General features: G+C 71.9%; 25 protein-coding genes. 7 read left to right on the top strand and 18 right to left on the bottom strand.

The window, feature by feature from the left end; all coding sequences use genetic code 11:
* Nucleotides 1–1,259 precede the first annotated feature (1,259 nt).
* The 3 genes from AB0E94_RS49535 to AB0E94_RS49525 all read right to left on the bottom strand — a co-directional run bounded on the left by AB0E94_RS49535 (nucleotide 1,260) and on the right by AB0E94_RS49525 (nucleotide 6,053).
* Nucleotides 1,260–2,987: an ABC transporter ATP-binding protein gene (locus tag AB0E94_RS49535; protein WP_360342761.1), complete on the bottom strand. Its 1,728-nt coding sequence runs from the start codon at nucleotides 2,985–2,987 to the stop codon at nucleotides 1,260–1,262.
* Nucleotides 2,984–4,567 (bottom strand): ABC transporter ATP-binding protein, encoded by a 1,584-nt coding sequence (locus AB0E94_RS49530; protein ID WP_360342770.1) that lies wholly within the window; start codon nucleotides 4,565–4,567, stop codon nucleotides 2,984–2,986. The genes AB0E94_RS49535 and AB0E94_RS49530 overlap by 4 nt, the downstream gene beginning before the upstream one ends.
* Before the next feature lie 112 nt (nucleotides 4,568–4,679).
* A complete protein-coding gene (locus tag AB0E94_RS49525) occupies nucleotides 4,680–6,053 on the bottom strand; it encodes an MFS transporter (RefSeq protein ID WP_360342758.1) in 1,374 nt (457 codons plus the stop codon).
* Nucleotides 6,054–6,140: 87 nt separating this feature from the next.
* On the opposite strand from AB0E94_RS49525, the gene AB0E94_RS49520 reads away from it, so the two are divergent.
* On the top strand, nucleotides 6,141–7,151 hold the full coding sequence (locus AB0E94_RS49520; RefSeq protein WP_360342755.1) for an Lrp/AsnC family transcriptional regulator: 1,011 nt from the start codon (nucleotides 6,141–6,143) through the stop codon (nucleotides 7,149–7,151).
* A 167-nt stretch (nucleotides 7,152–7,318) separates the two neighbouring features.
* Here AB0E94_RS49520 and prfH read toward each other — a convergent pair whose 3' ends face one another.
* From prfH to AB0E94_RS49505, 3 genes are all read right to left on the bottom strand, one after another.
* Nucleotides 7,319–7,930 carry a peptide chain release factor H gene (gene prfH / locus AB0E94_RS49515; protein WP_360342752.1) on the bottom strand — a complete coding sequence of 204 codons (612 nt, stop codon included), beginning with the start codon at nucleotides 7,928–7,930 and terminating at the stop codon, nucleotides 7,319–7,321.
* 372 nt (nucleotides 7,931–8,302) lie between these two features.
* On the bottom strand, nucleotides 8,303–8,488 hold the full coding sequence (locus tag AB0E94_RS49510; RefSeq protein WP_360342749.1) for a hypothetical protein: 186 nt from the start codon (nucleotides 8,486–8,488) through the stop codon (nucleotides 8,303–8,305).
* Nucleotides 8,485–9,585 (bottom strand): RNA ligase RtcB family protein, encoded by a 1,101-nt coding sequence (locus tag AB0E94_RS49505; RefSeq protein ID WP_360342746.1) that lies wholly within the window; start codon nucleotides 9,583–9,585, stop codon nucleotides 8,485–8,487. Before AB0E94_RS49505 ends, AB0E94_RS49510 begins: the two co-directional genes overlap by 4 nt.
* 315 nt (nucleotides 9,586–9,900) lie before the next feature.
* On the opposite strand from AB0E94_RS49505, the gene AB0E94_RS49500 reads away from it, so the two are divergent.
* Nucleotides 9,901–10,776: a dienelactone hydrolase family protein gene (locus tag AB0E94_RS49500; protein WP_360342743.1), complete on the top strand. Its 876-nt coding sequence runs from the start codon at nucleotides 9,901–9,903 to the stop codon at nucleotides 10,774–10,776.
* Between the two features lie 63 nt (nucleotides 10,777–10,839).
* Here the strand turns inward: AB0E94_RS49500 and AB0E94_RS49495 are convergent, their stop codons facing one another.
* Complete coding sequence (locus tag AB0E94_RS49495; RefSeq protein WP_360342740.1) at nucleotides 10,840–11,316, bottom strand: hypothetical protein; 477 nt, start codon at nucleotides 11,314–11,316, stop codon at nucleotides 10,840–10,842.
* A gap of 41 nt (nucleotides 11,317–11,357) precedes the next feature.
* On the opposite strand from AB0E94_RS49495, the gene AB0E94_RS49490 reads away from it, so the two are divergent.
* A complete protein-coding gene (locus AB0E94_RS49490) occupies nucleotides 11,358–11,861 on the top strand; it encodes a GNAT family N-acetyltransferase (RefSeq protein ID WP_360342737.1) in 504 nt (167 codons plus the stop codon).
* An 874-nt stretch (nucleotides 11,862–12,735) separates the two neighbouring features.
* Here the strand turns inward: AB0E94_RS49490 and AB0E94_RS49485 are convergent.
* From AB0E94_RS49485 to AB0E94_RS49470, 4 genes are read right to left on the bottom strand one after another with little or no spacing between them, the layout of a single operon-like run.
* Complete coding sequence (locus AB0E94_RS49485; protein ID WP_360342734.1) at nucleotides 12,736–13,149, bottom strand: hypothetical protein; 414 nt, start codon at nucleotides 13,147–13,149, stop codon at nucleotides 12,736–12,738.
* A gap of 43 nt (nucleotides 13,150–13,192) precedes the next feature.
* Complete coding sequence (locus AB0E94_RS49480; protein ID WP_360342731.1) at nucleotides 13,193–14,044, bottom strand: DUF72 domain-containing protein; 852 nt, start codon at nucleotides 14,042–14,044, stop codon at nucleotides 13,193–13,195.
* Complete coding sequence (gene bluB, locus AB0E94_RS49475; protein WP_360342728.1) at nucleotides 14,041–14,670, bottom strand: 5,6-dimethylbenzimidazole synthase; 630 nt, start codon at nucleotides 14,668–14,670, stop codon at nucleotides 14,041–14,043. The genes AB0E94_RS49480 and bluB overlap by 4 nt, the downstream gene beginning before the upstream one ends.
* Nucleotides 14,671–14,701: 31 nt before the next feature.
* Nucleotides 14,702–15,745 carry a LacI family DNA-binding transcriptional regulator gene (locus AB0E94_RS49470; RefSeq protein ID WP_360342725.1) on the bottom strand — a complete coding sequence of 348 codons (1,044 nt, stop codon included), beginning with the start codon at nucleotides 15,743–15,745 and terminating at the stop codon, nucleotides 14,702–14,704.
* A gap of 116 nt (nucleotides 15,746–15,861) precedes the next feature.
* Here AB0E94_RS49470 and AB0E94_RS49465 point away from each other — a divergent pair, with 116 nt between their 5' ends.
* On the top strand, nucleotides 15,862–16,512 hold the full coding sequence (locus AB0E94_RS49465; RefSeq protein WP_360342722.1) for a GntR family transcriptional regulator: 651 nt from the start codon (nucleotides 15,862–15,864) through the stop codon (nucleotides 16,510–16,512).
* Nucleotides 16,513–16,611: 99 nt separating this feature from the next.
* Here AB0E94_RS49465 and AB0E94_RS49460 read toward each other — a convergent pair whose 3' ends face one another.
* The 4 genes from AB0E94_RS49460 to AB0E94_RS49445 form a co-directional block, all read right to left on the bottom strand.
* The gene (locus tag AB0E94_RS49460) at nucleotides 16,612–17,367 is read right to left on the bottom strand and encodes an amino acid ABC transporter ATP-binding protein (RefSeq protein WP_360342719.1); all 756 of its coding nucleotides are present in this window, start codon (nucleotides 17,365–17,367) and stop codon (nucleotides 16,612–16,614) included.
* A complete protein-coding gene (locus tag AB0E94_RS49455) occupies nucleotides 17,367–18,194 on the bottom strand; it encodes an amino acid ABC transporter permease (protein ID WP_360342716.1) in 828 nt (275 codons plus the stop codon). The genes AB0E94_RS49460 and AB0E94_RS49455 overlap by 1 nt, the downstream gene beginning before the upstream one ends.
* Entirely contained in the window at nucleotides 18,191–19,015 is an 825-nt protein-coding gene (locus AB0E94_RS49450; RefSeq protein WP_360342714.1) for an ABC transporter substrate-binding protein, read from the bottom strand. Before AB0E94_RS49450 ends, AB0E94_RS49455 begins: the two co-directional genes overlap by 4 nt.
* A 154-nt stretch (nucleotides 19,016–19,169) precedes the next feature.
* Nucleotides 19,170–19,754, bottom strand: a complete 585-nt coding sequence (locus tag AB0E94_RS49445; protein WP_360342711.1) for a hypothetical protein — start codon at nucleotides 19,752–19,754, stop codon at nucleotides 19,170–19,172.
* A 230-nt stretch (nucleotides 19,755–19,984) separates the two neighbouring features.
* Here AB0E94_RS49445 and AB0E94_RS49440 point away from each other — a divergent pair, with 230 nt between their 5' ends.
* Both AB0E94_RS49440 and AB0E94_RS49435 read left to right on the top strand, forming a co-directional pair.
* Nucleotides 19,985–20,902, top strand: a complete 918-nt coding sequence (locus AB0E94_RS49440; RefSeq protein WP_360342708.1) for an aminoglycoside 3'-phosphotransferase/choline kinase family protein — start codon at nucleotides 19,985–19,987, stop codon at nucleotides 20,900–20,902.
* Complete coding sequence (locus tag AB0E94_RS49435; RefSeq protein ID WP_360342705.1) at nucleotides 20,899–21,360, top strand: GNAT family protein; 462 nt, start codon at nucleotides 20,899–20,901, stop codon at nucleotides 21,358–21,360. The genes AB0E94_RS49440 and AB0E94_RS49435 overlap by 4 nt, the downstream gene beginning before the upstream one ends.
* Here AB0E94_RS49435 and AB0E94_RS49430 read toward each other — a convergent pair.
* Together AB0E94_RS49430 and AB0E94_RS49425 are read right to left on the bottom strand one after the other, a co-directional pair.
* A complete protein-coding gene (locus tag AB0E94_RS49430; RefSeq protein ID WP_360342767.1) occupies nucleotides 21,332–22,267 on the bottom strand; it encodes a DUF2332 domain-containing protein in 936 nt (311 codons plus the stop codon). The genes AB0E94_RS49435 and AB0E94_RS49430 overlap by 29 nt on opposite strands.
* Nucleotides 22,239–22,910, bottom strand: a complete 672-nt coding sequence (locus AB0E94_RS49425) for a spermidine synthase (RefSeq protein ID WP_360342702.1) — start codon at nucleotides 22,908–22,910, stop codon at nucleotides 22,239–22,241. Before AB0E94_RS49425 ends, AB0E94_RS49430 begins: the two co-directional genes overlap by 29 nt.
* Before the next feature lie 56 nt (nucleotides 22,911–22,966).
* Here AB0E94_RS49425 and AB0E94_RS49420 point away from each other — a divergent pair, with 56 nt between their 5' ends.
* Nucleotides 22,967–23,443 carry an SHOCT domain-containing protein gene (locus AB0E94_RS49420; RefSeq protein ID WP_360342699.1) on the top strand — a complete coding sequence of 159 codons (477 nt, stop codon included), beginning with the start codon at nucleotides 22,967–22,969 and terminating at the stop codon, nucleotides 23,441–23,443.
* Here AB0E94_RS49420 and AB0E94_RS49415 read toward each other — a convergent pair.
* Entirely contained in the window at nucleotides 23,427–24,245 is an 819-nt protein-coding gene (locus AB0E94_RS49415; RefSeq protein ID WP_360342764.1) for an ATP-grasp domain-containing protein, read from the bottom strand. The genes AB0E94_RS49420 and AB0E94_RS49415 overlap by 17 nt on opposite strands.
* Nucleotides 24,246–24,568 lie beyond the last annotated feature (323 nt).

Genomic DNA, 24,568 nt, shown 5'->3' with positions numbered 1-24,568 from the left:
CGCGCCACCCCGCCACCCCGTCCGCGCCGCCGCGCCACCCCGCCGCCCCGCCGCCCCACGCCGCGCGATCTTGTTGAATCCGGCGATACTCGGGCGAGTCCCACCTCCGGCGAACCGCGTCACGGTCTTCTGGACTTCCACGATGACGGTCGCGGACCCTCGACCGGCCCCGGTCGCCGGTGTTCAGCAAGCCCCAGTCGCGGACCTTCGGTCAGCCCCGGTCGTCGGCGCTTGGCCCGAAGCGGTCGCCGGCGTTCGGCCAGACGCGGTCGCCGGACCTTCCGCCAGCCACGGTCGCCGGCGCTCGGCCCGGCGTGGTCGCCGGCGCGTGACGACGACCCTGATGGCCAATTGAGGAACCTGTACACCTTTGGAACGTGGTGGTGACCGCCGGTGGACAGAAGCCTTCCGGCCTCCGGGTCTTGATCGAGGTCCGGTTTCCGCTGCCGAGGCCTGGGGCCAGCGGCACGGCATGGCTGCTTCCGGCTCTCATCGAACGGCCAGCGGCACGGTAGGGCTGCTTCCGGGCCCGGCCGGGCGGCCGGGCGGCACTGCACTGCTGCTTCCGCGGCGTTTTAGGGTTTCCCTCGCACCGCCGGGGCCACCTGAGCAGTGTTTTAGGGTTCCTGGCGCACCGCCGGGGCCACCTGCGCGGCGAGTTAGGGTTCCTGGCGCACCGCCGGGGTGGCCGATGTCCGGGTTCACTACTGCGACGCCGGTGAGGTTACGCCGCCCGGAAGGACTGTCCGATACCCGGCGGCAGGCCCCGCCACGTTTCCGCAGGTAGGCGACTTCCCCCATGGGCCAGCAGAATCGACGACCAGCGCACACAATGCGGCAACGTGCGATCTCACCCTCGCCGCAACGACGACAGACGCACACGGACGGCACAACGTGTGCTCCCATCCCCGTCAGAACGAAGCAGACGCACACAATCGGCGAACGTGTGCGTTGGACCATCGCTGCGACCGGCGGGCCCGCCCTCGGCGGCCCGCTCCCGGCACCGCCTCCGGACGGCCACATGAGGCAATATGACCTCACGATGATCTTGCGAAGCTGAGTGTGACGCTGACCAGGACGAATACAAGGTTCACTTCAGCGTCGACCCTGACCCGCGATGTCGCTGCCCAAAATGGCGAAACTCGAGGGCGAGACAGGTGTGCCCGAACTCAACAAGATCGGCGCCGCCGCCGGTCGGCGCGGGGGCCGATCCGGCTGGAGCTGCGGGTCTGTGTGAGCTCGCCGGTCCAGGTGAGCCGCTACCCGACCGGCATGCTCTCGCCGCCGTGCCAGGAGCGCCACAGCGCCGCGTAGGGCCCGTCCGCGGCGACCAGCTCGTCGTGGGTGCCGAGTTCGATGATCCGGCCGGCTTCCATGACGGCGACGCGGTCGGCGTCGTGGGCGGTCTGCAAGCGGTGGGCGATCGCGATGACGGTACGCGAGTGCAGCACCGCCGCCAGGGAGCGTTCGGCGGCCCGTGCCGCGGTCGGGTCGAGCAGCGCGGTCGCCTCGTCGAGGATGACCGTGTGCGGGTCGGCGAGGACCACCCGGGCCAGGGCCAGCTGCTGGGCCTGCGCGCCGTCGAGTGGGTGTTCGCCGAGGTCACGGTCGAGGTCGTCGGCCCAGTCGGCGCCGACGGTGCGCAGCGCGGCCTCGAGTTCGGTGTCGGGCGCGGCGACCATCAGGTTCTCCCGCAGCGTCTCCCGGAACACGTGGTGTTCCTGGGTGACCAGCACGACGTGGCGGCGCAGCCGGTCGGGTGGCAGTTCGGCGATGGCGACGCCGCCGACGGTGACGCTGCCCGCGGTGGGGCGTTCGACTCCGGCAACGAGCCGTCCGAGGGTGGATTTGCCGGCGCCGGAGAGCCCGACGATGGCGAGCCGTTCACCGGGGCGGACGGTCAGTTCGACGTCGTGGAGCACGTCACGGCCTTCGTCGTACGCGTACCGGACCGCCCGTACCTCGATCCGCTCGTCGGCGGGTTCCCGGTCGGCGGTCAGCACCGGGGCGGGGACGGCGCCGAGGCCCTCGACCCGGGCAAAGGACGCGCCGCCGGCCTGCATCTGGTCCAGGAAGATCAGGATGGTGTCGAGCGGGCTGACCAGCTGCCGCAGGTAGAGGACGGCCGCGGCGACGGTGCCGACGGTGACCCGGCCGTCGATGTGCAGGAGTCCGCCGAGGACCAGGGCGAGCACAGCCGGCACCGCGTACGACGTCTCGGCGAGCGGGAAGAACACGCTGCGCAGCCCGAGGGTGACCAGGCGGGTGCGCCGGGTCTCGGCGAGGGCCGCGTCGCCGGCGGTGATGCGCCGCTCGTGCAGCGCGAACGCCTCGACGGTGCGGGCGCCGTCGGTGGTGGCGGCGAGCTCGTCGGCGAGCTGGGAGGTGGCGGCGCCCTCGGTGAGGTAGGCGCCGCGGGCGCGCCGCAGGTACCAGCGGGTGATGAACCAGATGCCGGAGAAACCGATCACGCCGACGACGCCGAGCAGCGGGTCGAGGACGATCACCGCGATGATCAGGAACACCATCTGCACGAGGCCGACGAAGATCGGTGGCAGGAAGTCGCGCAGCGCGGTGGCGACGCCGTCGACGTCGGTGCTGCCGCGGGCGGCCAGGTCACCGGCGGGGGTGCGTTCGACGACCGAGGCGGGCAGGCCGAGCACCCGGTCGAGGAAGATCTCCCGGATGCGGGCGGCGGTGCGTTCGCCGAACCGGTAGGCGGCCGACAGCGCGTACCGGGACAGCAGGGTCTGTGCGATCGCGCAGAGCAGCACGGCGACGGCGAGCCGGTCGACGTCGCCGACCTGTCCGCCGGCGGCGACGGTGTCGATGATCCGGCCGAGCAGCCACGGCCCGCCGAGCCCGGCGGCGGCGGCCAGCGAGCTGAGGACGAGCATGCCGGTGACGGCCCGCCCGTCGGCGGCGATCAGCCGCCGGGCGGCGGCCAGAACCTCACGGGGACTGGCGACAGGAAGCAGCGTGTTCAATCGTCGTCTCCGAACGCGCGGGCCACGAGGGCGCGGTATCCGGGTTCCGCGGCGAGCAGCTCCCGGTGGGTGCCGGTGGCGGCGACCCGGCCGCCGACCAGGTAGTGCACGGTGTCGGCGCGGTCGAGCAGCACCGGCGAGGTGGTGGCCAGCACGGTGCCCCGGCCGGTGCGCGCGGTGCTGAGCCGGTCGGCGATGGCCGCTTCGGTGTGCGCGTCGACGGCCGAGGTGGGTTCGGCGGCGAGCAGCATCTCCGGGTCGGCGTAGACGGCCCGGGCCAGCCGGACCCGCTGCCGCTGGCCGCCGGACAGGTTGCGCCCGCCCCAGTCGATCGGCCGGTCCAGGTCGTCGCCGACGTCGTGGGCGACCGCGGTGTCCAGGGCCCGGCGGACCCGGTCGTCGTCGGGTTCGCCCGCTCCGGCGACGACGGCACGTAGCGGCCCGGCGAACAGGTCGGCGTCGTGGGTGGCGACCAGGATCCGGGATCTGATGTCGGGCTGGGCGATCCCGGCGAGGGGCTGCCCGCCCCAGGTGGCGTCGCTGGGCCGGTAGCGGCCGAGCCGGTCGAGGATCTCGGCGGCGTCGGCGGGCCGGTCGCCGGCCAGGGCGGTGAACCGGCCGGGTTCGGCGCACACCCCGGATTCGGGGTCGCGCAGGAGCGCCGGGCCGGCCGGCGCCGGCTCGCCGGACGGGTCGTCCTCGGGCAGGCGCAGGAAGTCGGTGATCCGGCGGGCGGCGACGATGCCCCGGGTGACGTCGAACCCCACGAAGATCATCACGTTGACCGGGATGACGAGCATCGCGGTGTAGCCGTAGACCGCGACGAGCTGCCCGGCGGTGAGCCGGCCGTCGACGGCGAGCCGGGCGGCCAGCCAGATCACCACGGCCAGGAACACCACCGGCAGGCCGTCGCCGAGCGCCCCGATCCAGCTGGACGGGCCGCCGACCAGGTAGCCCTGGTCGCGCAGTTTCGCTGACTCCCGTGAGTAGCGCTCCAGGTGGGCTTCCTTGCCACCGAGCCCGTTGAGGATGCGCAGCCCGCCGATCACGTCGACCAGCCGGCCGTTGAGCTCGCCCTGGTGGTGGCGGTACCGGCCGGCGGCCCGCTGGGTGCGGCGCAGCAGCGGCGCGATGATCAGCGCCAGCACCGGCACCCCGATCAGGACGACCGCGGCGAGCAGGCCGGAGATCTGCTCCAGCAGGAACGCGACCACGCAGAACGCGATGACCGCGGCCACGCCGACGCCGCCCGCGTTCATCGCCCGGCCCACCGTCCACACGTCGGAGATGCCGATGGTGACCACCTCGCCGGCGGTGACCCGGCGGGGCAGCGCCGCGCCGAGCCTGGTGGCGTGGGTCATCACCAGGTCGGCGGTCTTCAGCGCGGCGGCCAGCCGCAGTTTGGTCATGCTGCGGTGCCGCATGATGCCGAGGCCCGCGCTGGCCGCCCCGACGAGCAGGACCACCGCGGCCCAGGCGAGCAGCACCCCGGTGCGGCGCGGCGCGAGGCCGCGGTCGATGGCCTGGGAGATGAGGTACGGCGTGACGGCCAGACTGACGAACCAGAGCGATCCGAACATCGCCCCGCGCGCCACCCACCCCTTCACCTGTCGTGCCAGCCACCACAGATATCGGACGGGTCCGCGCGTATCCACCACGACGGCCATGCTGCCCCACCGCCGCCGGGGCCTGTCATCCGATTTTCACCGGCGGTTCCACCCGCCGACGGGCCAGGAGCACCACCGCCAGGGCCGCTACCAGGGCGAACCCGGCGGCCATGACGACCGCGTCACTCAGTCCGTCGGCGTACCGGTTCTGCTGTGGGGAGACGTCGGCGACGACTGTGCCGAAGATCGCAACACCGAACGCGAACCCGAGCTGCCGGAACGTGTTCAACGTCCCGCCGGCCATGCCGCTGCGCTCGTGCGGCACCTCGGCCAGCACCGCCGACGACAGCACCGGCAGCACCACCCCGACACCGAGCCCGACCAGGATCAGGCCGGGGATGAGGACCGCCGCGGAGCTGTCCGGGCCGACCACCGACTGGGCGAGGTCACCGGCTGCGACCATCAGCAGGCCCAGCCCGATCGTCAGCCACGGCCGTACCTGCTGGAGGAACCGCCCGGCCAGCGCGCCGACCAGCAGCGCGGCCCCGCTCAGCGGCAGCGCGCCGAGCAGCCCGGCGTCGACCGGGCCGTGCCCGAGCACCCGTTGCAGCCAGATCGTGGTGAACGGCAGGTACGCGAACGCGGCCGCCTGGCACAGGAACGCGGCGACGATCAGCCCGGTGAACCCGGGCCGCCGGAACAGGCCGAGGTCCAGCATCGGCGCGGCGGAGCGTCGTTCGACGGCGACGAACAGCGCGGTCCCGGCCAGACCGAGGGCGAGCGGGCCGAGCACGGCGGCCGAGGTCCAGCCGTCGTCGGCGGCCCGGATCAGCCCGTAGACCAGGGCGGTGGCGGCCAGGGTGAAGGTGACCGTGCCGGGGATGTCGAAGCGGCCGGCCCGGTCGGAGCGGGACTCGGTGACCGTACGCATGGTGAACCAGACCGCGACCACGACGATCGGCAGGTTGACCAGGAAGATCCACCGCCAGCCGAAATGTTCGGTGAGCAGGCCGCCGGCCAGCGGCCCGGCCGCGGTGGCGGCGCCGTTGACGGCGCCCCACACGCCGAACGCGATGCCCCGGTCGCGGCCCCGGTAGGTGACGTTGAGGATGGCCACCGTGGTGGCGAACATCGCGGCGCCGCCGACACCCTGCAGGACGCGGGCCCCGACCAGGGTGTCCACGCTCGGCGCGACGGCGCAGAGCAGCGAGGAGAGACCGAAGAGCACGAGCCCGATGACGTACGTGGCCCGGCGGCCGTACCGGTCGGCGAGCGCTCCGGCGCCGAGCAGCAGCGCGGCGAGCGCCAGCGCGTAGCCGTCGAGGACCCAGGCCAGGTCGTCCGGGCCGGCTTCGAGGTGGGCGGCGATGCTGGGCAGCGCGACGATCACGATGGTGACGTCGACGAGCAGCAGGAAGGTGCCGAGACAGACGGCGATCAGGGGTAGCCACTTTCGCATGCGCCGCACTCTGCCGCTTGCCCTTCCGAACGCGCCACGTTTTCGACGGCATGCGGCGGATCTCGACATCAGGATAGGGTTGCGCAAGTGGATATCGACACGCTGGATCGGCAGATCGTGCACGCGCTGCGGGTCGACGGCCGGGCCGGTTACCGGGAGATCGGCGCGGTCCTCGGCGTCTCCGACCAGACGGTGGCCAGGCGTTACCGGCGGCTGCGGGAGGGCGCCGGGGTGCGGGTGGTGGGCATGCCCAATCCGATCCGGCTCGGTTACGAGTCGTGGATGCTGCGGCTGCACACCTCGCCGGACATGGCTGGGCCGCTCGCCGACGCGCTGGCCCGCCGTCCGGACACGGCGTGGGTGAGCGTCTTCTCCGGCGGCACCGAGATCTCCTGCCTGGCCCGGCTGGCCGCACACGCCGACCGGGAGTCGCTGCTGCTGGAGAAGCTGCCCCGGACACCCCGGCTGGTGTCGGTGACCGCGCACTGCCTGATCCATCATTTCGTCGGCGGCGCGGTCGGCCCGGACCGCCGCGACGCCGCCCTGACCCCTGACCAGATCGCCGCGCTGACTCCGGACGGCGTGCCGTCGCCACCACCGCCACCGTTCACCATCGGCGCTTCCGCCCAGCCCGCCGACCCGGCCGACACGTCACCGATCCGGCTGGCCGACGGTGACGAGGCACTGCTGGAGGTGCTGTCGCGGGACGGGCGGGCCGGTTACGCCGAGCTGGCCGCGGCGACCGGCTGGCCGGAGTCGACGGTCCGCCGCCGGATGCGGGACCTACGCCGGTCCGGGGCTCTCTACTACGACGTCGAGGTGCGGCCGCAGACGTTCGGTTTCCTGGCGCCGGTGCTGCTCTGGGTGACTGTCGCGCCGTCCCGGCTGGCCGCCGTCGGAGCCGCGCTGGCCGAGCACGAGGAGGTGGTCTTCGCGGCCGCCACCACCGGCTCGACGAACCTGGTGGCGACGGTGATCTGCACCGACATGGCGGCGTTCTACCGCTACCTGACCGAGCGGATCAGCGGCCTCGACGGCGTCGACAAGGTCGAGTCGGCGCCCCTGCTACGGCACGTGAAACAGCTCGGCCGAGTGTGAACACCCCGTTACGTTCCCGCGTCCCGGGCAACCATCGGCCCCCGGGGGACGTCTTGATCGATGAGGGCGTCACGCCCGGCGCGATCGCGGTTCGCGGTCGTGACGGAGCTCTTTGCGTGGGGCGGCGGCACCGGTTCGGGCCGCCGCCCCTCAGCATGTCCGCTTGTTCACGGACGTTCGACGCGGGTCGGGTTGCCGCGGACCAGCTCGTCGTGGATCCGCCACCGGGCCGTCTCGGCCGCCTGCGACGCGGCCGCGTCACCGGCTTCCAGACGCTCCCGGATCAGCCGCAGCGCGATGCTCCGGTTGAGGCTGAACTGCCGTTCGGTGTCGGCGACCACCACGATCCCGCTGGGCCGGTGGGTGGCCCGGACCGCGGTGCTGGCCTTGTTGCGGTGCTGGCCACCGGGCCCGCCGGTGCGGGTCGGCACGATCTCCACATCGGCCTCGTCGAAGACGGTCCGCTCGACGTCCATCGAGCACGGCTGCGCGGTCACATACCAGTTCTTGCGCCCCGGCCCGGCCCGATAGGGACTCGGCGCCTGCCAGCACAGCGTCCCGCTCCACGAAGCCGCGAACTCCTCCGCCTCGTCCCCGCCGATCTCCAGCAGAATCGACCGGAACGTCCCGGCCCGCTCCCCGGGCACGCTCTCCACCCGCCGGGTGACGATCTTCCGCTTCGCGGCATCGGCCTCCAGCCGACGAACCAGCCGGGCCAGCGCCCACGAGCACTCTTGCGGTCCGCGTCCGGCAGAAACCATCAGATGTCGTACGGCCATCGCGCCCCCATTCCACAAAGCGCGAGGCCGGCCGCCCCCGGTGGATTCGGCCAGGCATCCGTCCGCACCCGATGGGCCCGAACGCCCACTGTCCACTCACCGGCGCCGGGCCGCACGCCTGCCGTCCGCCCACCAGCGCCGGGCGTCATGCCCACCGCCGGAACGGCGCGATGCGTCCGGTGCCCGACGGGCGCGACGGCGCCGGACGGCAGCCGCCGATCGATCCCGCCGCACGGCAGCCACCGGCCGCGCCCGCCCGGAGACAGCGGCCGTTGATTCCGTCGCCACGGCGCGACTCCGGCCCGTGGAAGACCGGCCGGCACAGCCCACCCGTGGCCGGCGCCGGATGGGCGGCACGTTTCCACCATCCGATCACCGGTTCTCACCGCCGACCGCGTGCCGGGACCCGCCCCGCCGGGGCGGCCGGGTGAAGAAGACGGGCCGGGGCGGCCGGTCCGCGAACCGTTTCCACCGCAGCGCCGGCACACACCCGGTGACCGCCCGCAGCGCCGCCGCGCCCGGCGAGAACGAGGACGAGGACGAGGCAGCCGTGCTCATCGACGGCCTCCCTTCCGCGGCGCGAGATCGGCCGTCTTGTAGGTGACCAGCGGAACCGTGCTGACGACAGGGGTGGCGAGCCGGTGCGTGACCAGGTCACCGATCACCTGCTCGATCCGCTTGTAGGCGCCCGGCGCTTCTTCGAAGAGCAACTGCCGGTCGCCGCAGACCACGATGGAGCCGATGGCCGTACGCCGAAGCTCCTCGACCGTGTGTTTGGCCTTGCCGCGCCGCAGGGCGTCGGTCCGGGACATCTTGCGCCCGGCGCCGTGCGCCACCGAATGTCCGGCCGACGGGCCGGCGTGCCCGGCCACCAGGAAGGACCGGGTGCCGCGGGTGCCGGCGATCAGCACGTCGGCGCCGTCGCCGGGCGCGGCGCCCTTGCGGTGCAGGTAGAGCCCGTCGCGGATCTCGACGGAGTTGTGGCAGACGTCGGTGACCGGTTCGCCGAGTTCGGCGCCGAGCGCTTCGGCGACCCGTTCGGCCATGATCCGCCGGTTGAGGTGTCCCCACCGGACCGCGTCGTCGTGGGCGGCCAGGTAGGCCGGCGGGTCGGCGGCCGGACCGGCGCCGTGCACCTCGGTGTGCGACCGCAGGATGCGCTCGCCGAGGCCGCGGGAGCCGCTGTGCACGATGAGGACGGTGTCGCCGGCGGCCAGCCCGAGCCGCCCGGCGTGACCGCTGTCGAGGATCTCGCCGACCCGGGCGAGCTCGACGAAGTGGTTGCCGCGGCCGACGGTGCCGAGCTGGTCGGTGTAGCCGGCCGGGATGTCCGGTCCGGCCGGGCTGACCGGTTCGTCCAGGTCGGGGAAGCGCCCGGCCAGGCGTTCCGGGACGACCCGCTTGAGTTTGAACGGGTACACCGCGATCCCGCAGCCGATGTCGGAGCCGACCAGGAACGGATAGAGGACCGAGGAGAGCATGGCGGCGCCGATCGGGGCGCCCTTGCCGGGGTGCAGGTCGGGCATCCCGGCGACGTGGATCATGCCGGGCAGGGCGGCGACCTGGTGACACTGATCGACGGCGTCGGTTTCGATCCAGCTGCCGGGCTCGGCGAAGACGGTGACGGTGGCACGTGTGGACTGCTGTGCAGACAAAACGCTTCTTCCCATGACGGTGGGGCGCGGCCCGCGGGATGCGGGGGCGCCGGCTGAGGGCACGGTTCACGGCACGCCGACGAGGGCGGTGCCGGAGGTAGGCGGCAGTGGACGCCGCTACGGGTGCGCTGGGTGAAGGCCTCAGTACGTCATGCGGCCCACCCAACCGGACCGGCCGCGCGACGGCAACCGATTTAAATGCGCCTGACATACCGCCGGGTTCAGGTACGGGCTGGGATTACCTCGTTTGTTACCGACGGGTTAACTTATCGACATCCATCGATTTCAGGAGCCCCAATACCCCAGGGAGTTCCCATGCCCGTTCCTGCCCGTGCCCGGAAGGCCTCGCTACTGACCGCTCTCTGCGCCGCCTTCGTCCTGGCGACGCCCGCACTACCGGCCTCGGCCGCCAACCCCTACGAGCGCGGCCCGGCGCCCACCAACGCCAGCATCGAGGCGGCCCGCGGCACGTTCGCGATCGCCCAGGTCACCGTGGCACGCGCCAGCGTCTCCACGTTCGGTGGCGGAACCATCTACTACCCGACCGACACCAGCGCCGGCACGTTCGGGGCCATCGCCATCTCCCCCGGCTTCACCGCGTCGCAGTCGAGCATCGCCTGGCTCGGCCCGCGGCTCGCCTCACAGGGCTTCGTGGTGATCACCATCGACACCCGCAGCACCCTCGACCAGCCGGACAGCCGCGGCACGCAGCTGCTGGCCGCCCTCGACTACCTGACGAACACCAGCTCGGTCCGCACCCGCATCGACGCCACCCGCCTCGGCGTGATGGGCCACTCGATGGGCGGCGGAGGCAGCCTGGCCGCGGCCCGGACCCGCCCCGCGCTCCAGGCGGCGGTCCCGATGACCCCGTGGCACGGCACGAAGAGCTGGACCACGGTACGCGTGCCGACCCTGATCATCGGCGCCGAGAACGACACGGTGGCCCCGGTGTCCGCACACGCCGAGCCGTTCTACACGAGTCTGACGACCGCGCCCGACAAGGCGTACCTGGAACTCAACAACGCCGGCCACTCGGCGCCGACCGAGGGCGGAAGCGTGACCGTCGCGAAGTACAGCCTCTCGTGGCTGAAGCGCTTCATCGACAACGACACCCGCTACGACCAGTTCCTGTGCCCGGCCCCGTCCGGAACCGCCATCCAGGAGTACCGCGACACCTGCCCGCACGCCTGATCCACCACCCGGAGGGCCCGGCCACCGAGCCGGGCCCTCGCGCGGCCTCGCTGCGGGCATCGTTCAGAGGGAACTCCAGCAGTAGAGATGATCACCGGCAGCCTGGGCCGCACGGGCGAGCGCGACCAGATCGGTGACCACCGGCACCAGCACGTCATCAGCCGCCCCGGGCCAGTTGATCTCCTCGATCCGCACCCATCGGGCGGCCAGCTCCGGAATCCGATCGTCGTCGACTGCCGCGAGCGTATCCCGCATGCCGTCGCTGAGCTGCTCCACCCAGGGCCCCTGATGCTCCATCAGATCCTCAGGGTCGAGCACCGGCCAGACCAGGCGGGTCCGGAACGTCCCGGCCGTCCGGGACCCACCGACGACGAACGAGCACAGCGCACCGACACACACCAGCGCATCCAGTCCTTTGGCGTCCACCACCTCGGTGACCAGCTCATCGATGACACCCGGCGGATCAGCGTCGGTCCGGTCCATCAGATCGGTCACGATCGCAGCGCCGGGCCCACGGAAGTAGTCATACAGCACACCCATGGCGCAGCACTCTAGCCCCGCAGGCGTCCTACGATTCCGCGGTGGATTCCTTGGTGACCGTTCGTTCGCCCCGGCTCGGGGACGTTGCCCGGATGGCGGAGGTGCATGTCCGGTGCTGGCAGGAGACGTATCGAGGGCTCATGTCGGATGCAGTGCTTGATGATCCGGGTTTCCCGGCCGCGCGGGAGCGATTCTGGACCGCGGCGCTGACCGACCGGCGATATCGCGAGAACCGAACGGCAGTGGCCGAGCGGGACGGTGAGTTGATCGGCATCGCGATGTCAGGCCCGTCGCTGGACGCTGCGACGGCGCGGGTGAGGCATCTGCATCTGCTCTATGTGGTCACTGCCGCGCACGGTACGGGCACCGGCCAGGCGTTGCTGAACGCCGTCATCGACGCCGGGGAGCCGGCGGCGCTGTGGGTCGCCGATCCCAACCCTCGCGCCCAGGCCTTCTACCGCAAGCACGGCTTCCTCGCCGACGGGGCAGCCCAGACCGAGGACGGGATACGGGAGATCCGCATGATCCGCTCCCCGGCGCCGTGAGCGAGAACGTCCGAGGCGGCACGTCAGGCTGCCCGGGTAGCAGGCCGCAGTGGTGGCGGCGTTCGCGGCGTCGAGTGTTGCACGACAGGCGCACACGATCGCCAAACGTGGGATCTCGTCATCGCCCCGCCCACAACGAACGCACACAGTCAGCCCAACGAGTGCTTCCACCCACGCCAGGACGAAGCACGCGCACACGTTCGCCCATCGTGTGCTCTGACCAGCGACCCTGATGGCCAATTGAGGAACCTGTATACCTGTGGAACGTGGTGGTGACCGCCGGCTGACAGTCGCCCTCCGGCCTCCGGGTCTTGATCGAGGTCCGGTTTCCGCTGCCGACGCCCCGGGGCCAGCGGCGCGGTAGGGCTGCTTCCGGCTCTCATCGAACGGCCGGCGGCACGGTATGGCTGCTTCCCGGCCCGGCCGGGCGGCCGGCGGAACGGCACGGCTGCTTCCGCGGCGTTTCAGGGTTTCCCTCGCACCGCCGGGGCCACCTGAGCGGTGTTTAGGGTTCCTGGCGCACCGCCGGGGCCGCCACCTGCGCGGCGTTTCAGGGTTCCTGGCGCACCGCCGGGGTGGCCGATGTCTGGGCTCGCTGCTGCGACGCTGGTGAGGTTACGCCGCCCGGAAGGGCTGTCCGATGCCCGGCGGCAGGCCCGCCACATTTCCGCAGGTAGGCGGGTTCCTCAATTGGCCAGCAGAGTCGTCGACGTTGCCGCCCCGCGCCACCCGCAGCCCTCACCAGCCGTCGCTGAGCACGGTCAAACCGCCCGCATTCCAGCGCTGGGCGACGGCTCGCGGTCTCGGCCGTCGCTGAGCACGGTAAACCCGCCCGCATTCCAGCGCTCAGCGACGGCTGGCGGGTGTCGGGGCGCTAGTCGGCGAGCCAGGTGTGCAGGTCGCCGCCGTACGGGGTGAAGGCCACCGCCGCCAGCAGCAGCCATACGCCGATCGCCAGGAGGGCGCGCCGGGTCCGGCGGCCGTCGCCGTCGCGGCGGGCGGCCGCCACCGCGAAACCGCCGAGCAGCACGCCGATGGTCGCCACCGGGACCACCAGCATCGCGGTCACCCGGGCGATGCCGAAGATCCAGGCGAACGGGTTGGTGGCCGAGTCCCAGCCGAGCGGGATCGAGTCCTTCGGGTCGCCGAGCCGGTCGAGTCCGGGCGCGACGAGGGCGCCCCAGTCCCCGCTGCGTACCACGGCGAGCAGCAGTATCCCGAATCCGCCGAGCAGGTACAGCGTGATCAGCAGGAACTGGGCCGCGCCGAGCAGCCGGATCTTGATCATGGACGGAACCTACAACCCTCCATTGAGAACACCGCTGACAGGGTCAGAACAGAGTCGGCGGGCCTTCCGGCTCCAGTGTGGAGGCGGGCGGCGGTTCGGGCAGCGGGTGCAGGCCGGGCACCAGCGCCCGCACCTCGTCGTGGAAACGGCGGCACAGGGCCGGCGCGTCCGCGTTGTCGGGCGTGTGGACGAAGAAGGTGGGCGACCGGCCTTCGCGCAGCCAGCCGGCGACGATCGGCACCCAGCGCTGCCAGCCCTCGACGGTCCGGTCGGTGGCGTCGCGGCCCAGGTAGCGGATGATCGGGCGGTCGGTGAGGGCTTCGGCACGCAGCGGCATGCGGGGCTTCTTGAGCCAGGCGTCACGTTCGGCGTCGCTGGTCGGGGGTGTGCGGAAGAACTCGGTCGTGTCGAACGGCACCCACTCGGCGCCCGTGCCGGCGAGCAGTTCCTCGAGGCGGCGCGGGTCGTGGAAGAAGGCCGGATCGCGGACCTCCACGGCGTACCGGAAAGAATCGGGCAGGCTCCGCAGAAACCGGGAGAGAGCCGGGAGGTCGCCGGGTCCGAAGGATCCCGGCAGTTGTGCCCACAGGGCGTGGACGCGGTCGCCGAGCGGCTCGATCACGCGCAGGAATTCCGATATTCCGGAAGTGTCGGACAGCGCGGCGGTGTGCGTGACCTCGCGTGGGAGTTTCAGCACGAACCGGAAGTCGTCCGGCGCCTGCGCCGCCCACCCGCGAACCGTCTCCAGCGAGGGCGTCGCGTAGAAGGTGGTGTTGCCCTCGACCGCGTTGCACCACCCCGCGTATGACCGGAGACGATCAGCCCCGGACGCCGGAATGAACCGCCCCTGCCACGACTTCAGACTCCACATGGCACAGCCGACGTGCAGCCTCACCGCGCGCCCCACCGGTCGGCGTGCACGGCGAGGTCGAGTGGCCGCCGCCGGCGCCAGCCGTGCCGTTCCAGGTCGGGCACGGTGGCGAGGTGGCTGACCGGCCCGACGCAGAGCCAGGCCACCGGGCGGATCCCGGCCGGGATGCCGAGCAGCTCGCGCAGGAACTCCTCACGGTAGAACGACACCCAGCCGACCCCGAGGCCTTCGGCGGTGGCGGCCAGCCACAGGTTCTGGATGGCCAGGCAGACCGAGTAGAGCCCGGCGTCGGCGATGGCGTGCCGCCCGAGGACCGCGGGCCCGCCGCGGGACGGATCGTAGGTGACCACGATCGACAGCCCGGCCTCCAGCACCCCGTCGATCTTGATGCGGGCGAACCGGTCGGCGGCGTCCCCGCTCAGCGTGGCGGCGAAGACGTCGCGTTCGGTGCGGACGTGCTCGTGGAAGGCGGCGCGCACCTGCTCCGAGCGGACCAGGACGAAATCCCACGGCTGGGAGAGGCCGACGCTCGGGGCGGCGTGCGCGGCGGTGAGGATCCGGTCGAGGACCTCGTCACCGACCGGCTCTCCGGTGAACTCCGCCCGGACGTCCCGGCGGCGATGGATGACGTCGTAGAGCCCCTCGATCACCGACGGACGGTATCAGCCGCAGAACGCCGGGTCACCGCCGGACGGTGCCGGTCGAGGCCCGGGCCACCAGCGCCGGCACGAAGGTCGCCTGCTCGTGCACGTGATCCGGGTTGGTGGCCTCGTCCAGGACGAGTCGCGCCGCGGTACGCCCGAGCTCCTGCCGTGGCTGCCGGACCGAGGTGAGCGGCACCGCCGCGGCCGCCGCGAAGTCGATGTCGTCGAATCCGACGATCGCCAGGTCGTCGGGCACCCGCAGGCCGGCCGTGACCGCGTGCTGGAGCAGCCCGAGCGCGAGCAGGTCGTTGGCGCAGAACGCCGCGGTGGGCCGGCGCCGTGACGGCAGCCCGGCCAGCCGTTCGCCGGCCGACCGTCCCTCGTTGACGGTGAGCGCCTCGGTCGGCAGGTGGATCAGGTCGTCCTCGGGCATCCCGAACTCGTCCCACACCGCCCGCGCGCCCTGGAGCCGCTCGCGAACCTGCCCGATGCTGGACGGCCCACCCACGAACGCGACCCGCCGATGTCCGCGATCGATCAGGTGCTCGACCGCGATCCGCCCGCCCAGGACGTCGTCGACGGCGACCGAGCAGTGCCCGCCGGCCCGGCTGAACCGGTCGACCATGACGAACGGCAGCCCACGCTGGGCGAGGTCGGCCAGGTGCGGGGCGTCGGGGTCGACCGGGGTGATCAGGATGCCCTGGACGCGCTGCTGGAGGAGCCGGTCGAGGTGTTTGGCCTCGCGCTCCGAGCGGCCGTTGCTGTTGCAGACGAACAGCGACAGGTCGGCGTCCTCGGCGGCGGTCTCGATGCCCTCGGCGACGTCGTGGAAGAACGGGTTGCCCCCGTCAAGCATCACGTAGGCCAGCGCCCGGCTGGTGCCGGCGCGCAGCTGGCGGGCCGACTCGTTGCGCACGAACCCGAGCTCGGCCATGGCCCGTTCGACGCGTTCGCGGGTGGCGGCGCTGACCACGGCGGGCCGGTTGAGCACGTTGGAGACGGTGCCCAGGGAGACGCCCGCGGCGGCGGCGACGTCCTTGACCGAGGGGGCTCGACCGTTGCGGGGCTGCTGAGTCAACACCTGGGCCTTTCTAACCGTGGCGGGGACGGGCGCCCTGATGGTAAGCACGACGCTTGAAACATTTCAATCCCACCCGGAGGCACAAAGGTGTACCAATGTGTATACCATGGTCACTCATGACCACACCGCCCCCTCCGACCCGCTCCGGCGACCTGGCCGAGGTGGTCCACGAGCGGCTGCGTGAGGCCATCCTCTCCGCCGAGTTGCGCCCCAATCACCGCCTCGTGGAGAACGACATCGCCGACTGGCTGCAGGTCAGCCGCACACCGGTGCGTGAGGCGCTGTTCCGGCTGGTGCAGGAAGGTCTCGTGGTCCAGCGTAAGGGCTGGGTGGTCCGCGATCACACCCCCGCCGAGATCCTGGAGGTGATCGAGGCCCGGGCGGGCGTCGAGGCACACGCCGCATTCCTGGCGGCCGGGCGGATCACCGAGGCGCAACTGGCCCGGATGGAGGAGCTGATCGTCACGATGGAGGACGATTCGGTCTCCCGCCTGCGGCTCAACGAGCTCAACAACATCTTCCACGACATCGTCACCGACGGCGCCGGCAACACGGTCGTGGCCCAGATGCACCGCCGCACGAAGATCCACTACTGGAACCTGAACCAGCCCGTGGTCTTCACCCCCGCCGACGACGAGATCGTCAACACCCAGCACCGCCAGCTGGTGGCCGCGCTGCGGGCCGGCGACGGCGAGACCGCGGCCGGGATCGCCCGCCGCCACGTGGACAACACGGCCCGGATCATCCGCGACGCCCTGGGCCTGTGACGCCGGCAGCCCGCGCCGTCCACAGCCAGCCGGGCCCGCCAGCCGTCGCCCACCACGGTTACCCGACGCGCATTCCCGCGCTCAGCGACGGCTCGCGGTCTAGGTGGTGGTCATCCGGGTCAGGAAGGCCCGGGTGCGCTCGTGTGCCGGGGCGTCCAGCACTACGGCGGCCGGGCCCTGTTCGACGATGTGCCCGTCGACGAGGAACACCACCCGGTCGGCGATGTCGCGGACGAGCGGGATGTCGTGGGTGGCGACGAGCATGGTCCGCTGTTCGCCGGCGAGTTGCCGGATGACGGCGGCGACCTCGGCGCGCAACTCCGGGTCGAGGGCGCTGGTCGGCTCGTCGAGCAGGAGCAGGCCGGGTTCCATGGCCAGCGCCCGCGCGATCGCCACCCGCTGCTGCTGGCCGCCGGACAGTTGCCGCGGGTAGTGCCGTTCCCATTCGGCGAGTCCCATCCGCGCGAGCAGTTCCCGGGCCCGGGCCCGGGCAGCCCGCGCCGGGAGCCGGAGAGCCGCCCGTGGCCCGTAGGCGACGTTGTCGAGAGCGGTCAGGTGCCGGAACAGGTGGAAGTGCTGGAAGACGTGCCCGATCCGAGCGCGCCGGCGGGCGGCTTCCCGGTCCGGAAGGGGTTCCAGGAACCCGCCGGCCTCGCGGTATCCGACGAGTTCCCCGTCGACCGTGATGTGCCCGGAGTCGACGGTTTCGAGGTGGTGGACGCATCGCAGGAACGTGGACTTCCCGGCACCGGACGGCCCGATCAGCGCGACGGTCTCCCCGTCGCCGACGTCGATGGTCACGTCCCGGAGCACGGCCCGCGACCCGTGGTTCTTGTGGACGTTGCGGGCCGACATCACGGCGGGAATCTCCGTTCCAGCCGGTGCTGCCCGACCGTGACCAGTCCGGTGAGCAGCAGATACCAGAACGCGGCGACAAGCAGCAGTTCCAGGTACCGGAAATTGGTGTAGTAGACGCGGCTGACCGACAGCAGGATTTCGGAATAGCCGATCACGTACGCCAGGGAAGTGTTCTTGATCATGAGAATGTATTGGTTGGCGAGCGCCGGCAGAACCATCCGGAACGCCTGGGCGAGCACGATCTGCCGCATGATCCGGCCGGCCGGCACCCCGAGGGCGCGGGCGGCGTCGCGCTGACCGGGGTCGACGCCCTGAATTCCGCTGCGCACCACTTCGGCCAGGTATCCGGCTTCGGCGAGGGTGAGCGCGAACAGCCCGGCGACGAACGGGGTGAAGAAATTGCCGGCCGGCTGACCGGGAATGAGCACGATGCCGGTGAACGGCACATGTAAACCGACGTCCCCGATGATTCGCGGCACCGCATAGAACCAGATCAGCAGCTGTACGAGCATGGGCGTGCCCCGGAACACGAAGACGTAGCCGCCGGCGACCGCCCGCGACACCGGATCGGCGCTGATCCGCAGCAGGGCCACTCCGGTGCCGAGCACGAGGGCGAGCGCGGTGCTGAGCGTGGCCAGCGACAACGTCCCCCAGACCGCGGCGAGGACCATCGGCCCGAACAGGTACCGCCCGATCGTCGCGATGTCGAGCACCCCTGAGGTGACGAACGGCCAGACCACGGCCACGACGACGGCCACCGCCACGACGGCCCGGACGGCCTGACCGGGGCGGCGCGGACGGCGTACCGGATAGGGGTTGGTCATGCCGCCCCGTTGTTGGCGGGCCGTTCGAGCGCGCCGCCCGCGAGGTTCCACCCGTCGAGGATCCGCCGATAGGTCCCGTCCCGGATCATCTCGTCGAGGGCGCGGTAGACGGAGTCACGCAGTGCCGGGTCGCCGCCTTTGGCGAACGTGAAATTGATCAGATAGTCGGCCAGGTGATATCCGGTGACCGCGAAGTCCCCGGGATTCTGCGCGACGATGTACCGGGCCTGGGCGAGATCCGGCGCGTAGGCGGTGATCCGTTCGGACAGCAGCCCCTGCAGCCCGAGCGGCGTGGACGGATAGTGCTCGATCCGGATCGGCGAGCCGCCGCATTTCTCGTTGAGCGCGGCGACCGCCTTCTCCAGGGTGGTCGCCCCTTCCAGCATGCCGAGGCGGTGCCCGCACATCGACTCCCCGGTGGTGTACCGCCCCTCGTCCGCCTTACGCACCAGAAATGTGGCCCCGGACCGGTAGTACCCGATCATGTCGACCTGCTGGAGCCGTTCCGGATTGGCGCTCATCCCACCCGAGCCCATGTCGAACCGCCGAGCCTGTAGCCCGGTGATCAGCGCCGAATAGTCGGACTGCACCCATTCCGGGGTGAGTCCGAGCCGCCGCCCGATCTCCGCGACGAGCTCCACCCCGAACCCTTCGAGCCCGTTCTCGCCCCGGAACTCCCCGGGCACGTACGACTGCTGTGATCCCACGGTCAGGGTCCCGGCCCGGATGGTCGTCGAAGGCGCGCCCGCGCCACCGGGCGCCCCGCACCCGGCGATGCCGAGCAGCACGACGAGCGCCAGTGCCGCGATCGGACGTGACATGGGCCTCTCCCTGGTCGGTAGGTGGTCGGCGCCAGCTCTCAGTAGAAGCGCGACGGCCGCATCCGGAGGCCGGGTTGCCACAAGTGCGAATCGGTGCGCTGCACTGTATACCGCCTCGTGTGCACCACCGGCAGGGTGGGGCGCGAGCCTGTGGTCAGGCCGTCAACAGGGTGGCGACGGTCGCCGCCAGCAGCAGCACGGCCAGGAACAGACCGGCCCGCTGCACCGGGGACAGCGCGGGGCTCGCGGCGATCCGGCGCAGCACCGGACCGTCCGGGCCGGCCAGCACCTCCACCGCCTGCACCGCCCGGCCACGGCCGGACCGGGCCGGCACCCCGCGGCGACCAGGCCGGGCCGGGACCAGCCGCACCTGGTCCCGCGGGCGCAGCGAGCCCCGGGGCGCGCCGGTCCGTAACAGGACCGGGATCCGCGTGCCGTCGCCGGCCCGGACCGTGAACTCCCAGACCGTGTCGGCTCCGCTCGGCGCCGGATACCGACGGTGGGCGACCACCACCGCGGCGACCACCAGCAGCGGCGTGATCACCCCGGCCGCGAGCAGCCCGGAGCCGATCTCGCCGGTGAGCGCCCGGCCGGCCCACGCGGCGACACAGATCAACGCGGCCGCCGAAACGGCGACCAGCCCCGGGACGGAACCGGTGGGCACCGTCGCGGCGGTGACCCGCACCGGCCCGGCGACGACTCCGGCCGCCGGCGCGACCTGCCGCCGGTCACGGTTCACGGCGGCCCCCGATCGCCGCACATGTTTCAGTGACGCCCACATGACCGAAAGTAGCCAACCTCAATCAATGACGAAATGCACCATCCGGGTACGGCTACCCGCACCGATCACCTCGGCCTCCCGCAGCACCCGTGATCTCGTGAGGTTGCGGCAGCGGCGCAGCCGGGGGCGGGGGTGGTGCGGTTGGGGGAGGTGTGGCCGTACCCGAAAAGGGCCTTTAAGGTCGTCCGGTGTCGAAGTTGCCGGTTGCCGGAAGTGCGGAAGCGTTCGACGCCCTCGACGAGGGTGCGCTGCGCGCCGGGGCGGAACGGCTGCTCCGGGACCTCGGGGTCGATGCGGCGGTGGACCGGTTCGCGGCCGGCTCGTTGCCCGTCTATGCCGCCGGTGAGCTCGTCCTGAAGCTGTTTCCGCAGGTCTACCGGGCGGAGTTTCCGGTGGAGACCGCGGTCCTGCGGGCGGTCCATGGACGCCTGCCGATCGATACGCCGCGGGTGCTGGAGGCCGGGGAGCGGGACGGCTGGGGGTTCGTGCTGATGGAGCGGATGCCCGGCACGCCGCTGACCGGGGTGTGGGACCGGATTCCGCCGGCCGGCCGGGACCGGCTGGCTGACGAGCTCGGGACGGCGGTGGCGGAGCTGCACGCGCTGCCACTGCCGGAGATCGACGGCTGGTGGCCGGACGACTGGGACGCGTTCGTGGCCGGGCAGCGCGCCGGATGTGTGGACCGCCAGCGCAGCCGCGGCCTGGCCGGGAGCTGGCTGGACCGCATCCCGGAGGCGCTCGACGTCGATCTGGCCGACCGGCGGCGGGTGCTGCTGCACACTGAGATCATGCGGGACCATCTGCTGGTGGCGCCCGGCACGGACGGCCGGTGGCGGTTCAGCGGGCTGATCGATTTCGAACCCGCGATGCGGGGCGCGCCCGAGTACGAGTTCGTCGGCGTGGGCTGCTTCGTCGCCGAGGGTGACGGGCGGTTCCTGGGACGGTTCCTGCGCGCCTACGGGCATCCGGCCGACGACGGGTTCCCGCGCCGGATGATGGCGTGGTCGTTGCTGCATTACTTCAGCAATCTGCCCGCCTGGATGAAACGGCTGCCGCCGGGTGCGTCCTTCGACGAACTGGCCGGACGCTGGTTCGGTGTGGCGTGACCGTGTTGCGGCCGGCGACCACGGCCGACGTCGAAGCGATCATGGACGTCCAGGAGGAGGGCTCGGTCCGGGCGCTGTCCGGGATCTTCCCGCAGGACGAGTTCCCGTTCCCCCGCGCCGAACTCACCAGCCGCTGGATCACCGAGATCAACGACCCGTCGATCCGGGTCCTGGTGATCCTGCAGGGCGGGCTGGTCGCCGGATACGCCGCTCTAACCGAAGATCAACTTCTGCATTTCGGTACGGCTACCCGCACCTGGGGCACCGGGCTGGCCTCGGCCGCGCACGACGAGCTCGTCCGGATGCTCGGTGGCGCCGGCCGTCTGTGGGTGCTCGCCGGCAACCACCGGGCCAGGCGTTTCTACGAGAAGATGGGTTGGCAGCCGACCGGGATCTCGGTCCCCGACGACTTCCCACCCCACCCCGAGCTCATGGAATACCACCTCCGAACCAGGTGAGCCCCTGCCCGTGCGGCCGCGCCCACGCCAGCGGACGGTCATCAAGCGTCAACACGTGGTGTAACCGCTCGTCCGGCGGGTTCGGCAGATCCGGGTATTCGAAAACGGTCGGGTTCTCCACGCCGATCCGGCGGGCGCCGACCGACCGCACCACCTCGGCGAACAGCCGCCGCCGCTCCGCCGCCACCTGGTAGAGCACCATCGTGTGGAAGACGACAAGCGTCGCCCCGGCCGGCGCCCGCCCGGCCAGCGCCGGAAGATCGTCGACCAGGTCGCCGCGCACCAGCACCGGCGGCTCGGCCGCCGCCACCCGCGCCGCCGCCCGCTGCCGGACCCGGCGCTCGTCATGCTCCGGCCAGATCAGCGCATCAAGCCAGGCAAGGTCCGCGGGATCGGCCACATCCAGCGGATTCAGGTCCAGCCCGGCCCGCCACACCACCTGCGGCACACGCTGCGGCGCCCCGATCCCGGCCAGGGCACACTCCAGAACCGGCTCCCCGGCGCCGACCGTCACCTCCCCGTAGCGGTATGAGTAACGGTCCGGGAACAGGTTGAGCCCCGCCGACGGGCCCACCTCCAGCAACGCCAGCGGCTGCGGCAGCGCGGCCAGCACCGGCAGCAGCAGCGCGCACCGGCGCGGCTCGTTGGTCTGCGTCGCCCGGGCCAGGATCTCCCGGCTCACCCGATCCCAGTTCGCCACCGCGAACTCCAGGAACGCCGGCGGATCGGTGACCGGCGCACCCAGGAAGCGGCCCACCCCGAACAGCAGATTCGGCTGCCGCTTCGCCGGGGGCAACGTGTCCAGCAGAGCCAGCACCCGCGAGTCGAGCGACACGGCGACCGCCAGCTCCTCGTAGGCCGGCGACTCCCCGGCCGCCTCACGGGCTGCGAACTCCGCGTAGATCATGGCGGTCGTCACCCACGCATGATGCCACGTAGACGACATCCGGCCGGCCCCGTTCCACCGGGATCCGAACCGTGTGCACCGGCCCCACCAGACGGTTCAGCGTCGCCGCGAACCCCGGCGCGGCCGACCCGCTCCACAGCGCCAGCACCCCGCCCGGCCGCAGATGCTCCCGCAACATGGCCAGGCCGGACCGCCGGAACAACCCCGTGCCGTGGTCGACGATCGTCCACCCCGGACCGTTGTCGACGTCCAGGCAGATCGCGTCGAACCGGTCACTGGTGCCGGTCAGCCACACCGCCAGGTCAGCGGTCACCACCCGGACCCGCGGATCGTCGAGCGCGCCCGCACTGAACCGCCGCAGCACCCCCCGATGCCACGCCACGACAGCCGGCTCGACCTCCACCACGATGATCTCGGCGGCGTCCGTACGGACCGCCTCGGCCAGCGCGAAACCCACCCCCAGCCCGCCGATCAGCAGACGCGGACGCGGTCCGGTCGCCGCCAGAGCAGCCCGCACCAGCACCCGCTCCGAACGGCCGGACCGCGTGTCCATCAGGAAGACACCGTTGCTGATCAGCTCGAAGTGTCCATCCCGGCTCCGCAGGACCAGCTCCCCCCGATCGGTGAAGACCCGTTCCTCCATGGGCGGCAAGCCTACGCACCCGATGGACCCGCGTCGATGCGCTACGGTGACTCATCGTGAACCTCGACGACGCCCTGACGGTTCCCGATCACTGCGTCCAGGCCCTCGACCGGGCCCGGCGGCACAGTGTCGACACCACCGGCGCCCTCGCCGTCGCCCACAACCGCAACAACGGCACCGACCTCTACCTGCTCATCTACCCCGACCGGCTGGAACTCGCCAGCACCGGCGGCCTGATGGGCACCGGCGCCGGCCGGGAACGCGTGCCGCTCACCGCCGTCGACAGCGTGACCGCCCGTGATCGCCTGATCCGATCCTCGGTGGAGATCAGCACCGGCGGCCACACCTGGTCGTTCAGCGCCGACCGGCGCACCGCCGCCTACCTGGCCGCCCTGATCCGCGACCGGATGACCGCCGCCCCCGACCACACCGCCCTGCTACGCAACCTCGCCGAACTCCACGCCGCCGGCCTGCTCACCGACGACGAGCACGCCACCAAACGCGCCGCGCTCCTGGCTAACCCAGAACCGTGATCAACTCCTCGGCCGGCGTGCTCCGCGGCCGGTCACTGACCTGCCCGTCACCGATCTCGATGATCCGCCACCGGCCATCCACCCGCCGCGCCAGATCGACTGTCACAAACGGCAGATCAACCCCCACCTCCGGGAGTACGACGTCCGCCGGCGGCAATTCACCTGACGTGTCCGGGTGCGCTGTGACCAGCCGGCACACCCCGCCCACCCACCAGGTGCGCACCTCGGCGCCGGTGAAGGACTCGAACCGCCGTACCACGAACCCGCCGGTGAAACCGTCCCCCCGCAACTCCCGGAACCGGCTCGCCACCGCCCACGCCCCGGCGCCGTCGGAGACATCCGGAATGTAGGCGGCCTCGTGCCAGTGGTGCTTCATCGACTTCGTGAAGTCACGCAGCACCGCCGGTCCCCCACCCAGTTCGCCGCAGGCCCGCCGGAAATCCTCCCGGCCGTCGCCGGACGTCCACACCGACTCCGGGGTGTCCCCGGCCACCGCCGCATACCAGCCCGGCAGCTCGTGCGCCCGCCGGTACTGCTCCGGCCCGGTCCGCAGCGTCACCCCGCGCGCCGCCAGCGCCTCCGCCATCGCGGCGTACCGGCCGGCGTCCAGCATCCAGCCCCGGTACACGGCGTCTGTGCCGGCCGGAACCCGGGCCACCCCCGCTTCGGCGTCACCGCGGGCCAGCGCGTCGTGGTCGACGAGCGCCACCTCGATCCCGGCGTCCCGGGCGGCCCGCGCCTCGTCGGCGAAATGCTCATCCGGACGGCGCGGGCGAAGAACATCGGAGGGCACCAGCAGCATCACGGCTACGCATCATGCCAACAGCCCGCGAACCCGCACACGGCTACGCCCGTCTTCGTTCCGGCCGAGTCGGGCTTCACGGCACCGACCGGATGAGCATTTCGCCGACACGGTTCGGTCGGCGACGATTCGGCTGCCAACGGTTCGGCTGCCAACGGTTCGGCCGCCCACGGCTCGTCACCCGTGGATCTTGCACGACTTTTCAGGCTCGCGCCGATCTTGCAGCCTTTTCCGGCTCTCCGGGTGGATGTGTGGGTTAGGTGCGGCCTGGTAGGTCGATGTTGTAGCCGCCGAGGTGGAGTTTGGCGAGGGCGATGAGGGCG

This window comes from Actinoplanes sp. NPDC026670 (assembly GCF_040638175.1).
GTDB lineage: Bacteria > Actinomycetota > Actinomycetes > Mycobacteriales > Micromonosporaceae > Actinoplanes.
This window is presented reverse-complemented; position numbering and strand designations above follow the sequence as displayed.

Bases quoted from the DNA above. Each gene is read 5' to 3' on its own strand.
- AB0E94_RS49500 (WP_360342743.1), top strand. From the start codon at position 9,901: ATGCCCGTTCCTGCCCGTGCCCGGAAGGCCTCGCTACTGACCGCTCTC.
- AB0E94_RS49425 (WP_360342702.1), bottom strand. From the start codon at position 22,910: ATGGAGGAACGGGTCTTCACCGATCGGGGGGAGCTGGTCCTGCGGAGC.
- AB0E94_RS49525 (WP_360342758.1), bottom strand. From the start codon at position 6,053: ATGCGAAAGTGGCTACCCCTGATCGCCGTCTGTCTCGGCACCTTCCTG.
- AB0E94_RS49485 (WP_360342734.1), bottom strand. From the start codon at position 13,149: ATGATCAAGATCCGGCTGCTCGGCGCGGCCCAGTTCCTGCTGATCACG.
- AB0E94_RS49510 (WP_360342749.1), bottom strand. From the start codon at position 8,488: ATGAGCACGGCTGCCTCGTCCTCGTCCTCGTTCTCGCCGGGCGCGGCG.
- AB0E94_RS49530 (WP_360342770.1), bottom strand. From the start codon at position 4,567: ATGTTCGGATCGCTCTGGTTCGTCAGTCTGGCCGTCACGCCGTACCTC.
- AB0E94_RS49450 (WP_360342714.1), bottom strand. From the start codon at position 19,015: ATGTCACGTCCGATCGCGGCACTGGCGCTCGTCGTGCTGCTCGGCATC.
- AB0E94_RS49415 (WP_360342764.1), bottom strand. From the start codon at position 24,245: ATGCTGCTGGTGCCCTCCGATGTTCTTCGCCCGCGCCGTCCGGATGAG.
- AB0E94_RS49430 (WP_360342767.1), bottom strand. From the start codon at position 22,267: ATGATCTACGCGGAGTTCGCAGCCCGTGAGGCGGCCGGGGAGTCGCCG.
- AB0E94_RS49455 (WP_360342716.1), bottom strand. From the start codon at position 18,194: ATGACCAACCCCTATCCGGTACGCCGTCCGCGCCGCCCCGGTCAGGCC.
- AB0E94_RS49465 (WP_360342722.1), top strand. From the start codon at position 15,862: ATGACCACACCGCCCCCTCCGACCCGCTCCGGCGACCTGGCCGAGGTG.
- AB0E94_RS49495 (WP_360342740.1), bottom strand. From the start codon at position 11,316: ATGGGTGTGCTGTATGACTACTTCCGTGGGCCCGGCGCTGCGATCGTG.
- AB0E94_RS49460 (WP_360342719.1), bottom strand. From the start codon at position 17,367: ATGTCGGCCCGCAACGTCCACAAGAACCACGGGTCGCGGGCCGTGCTC.
- prfH (WP_360342752.1), bottom strand. From the start codon at position 7,930: ATGGCCGTACGACATCTGATGGTTTCTGCCGGACGCGGACCGCAAGAG.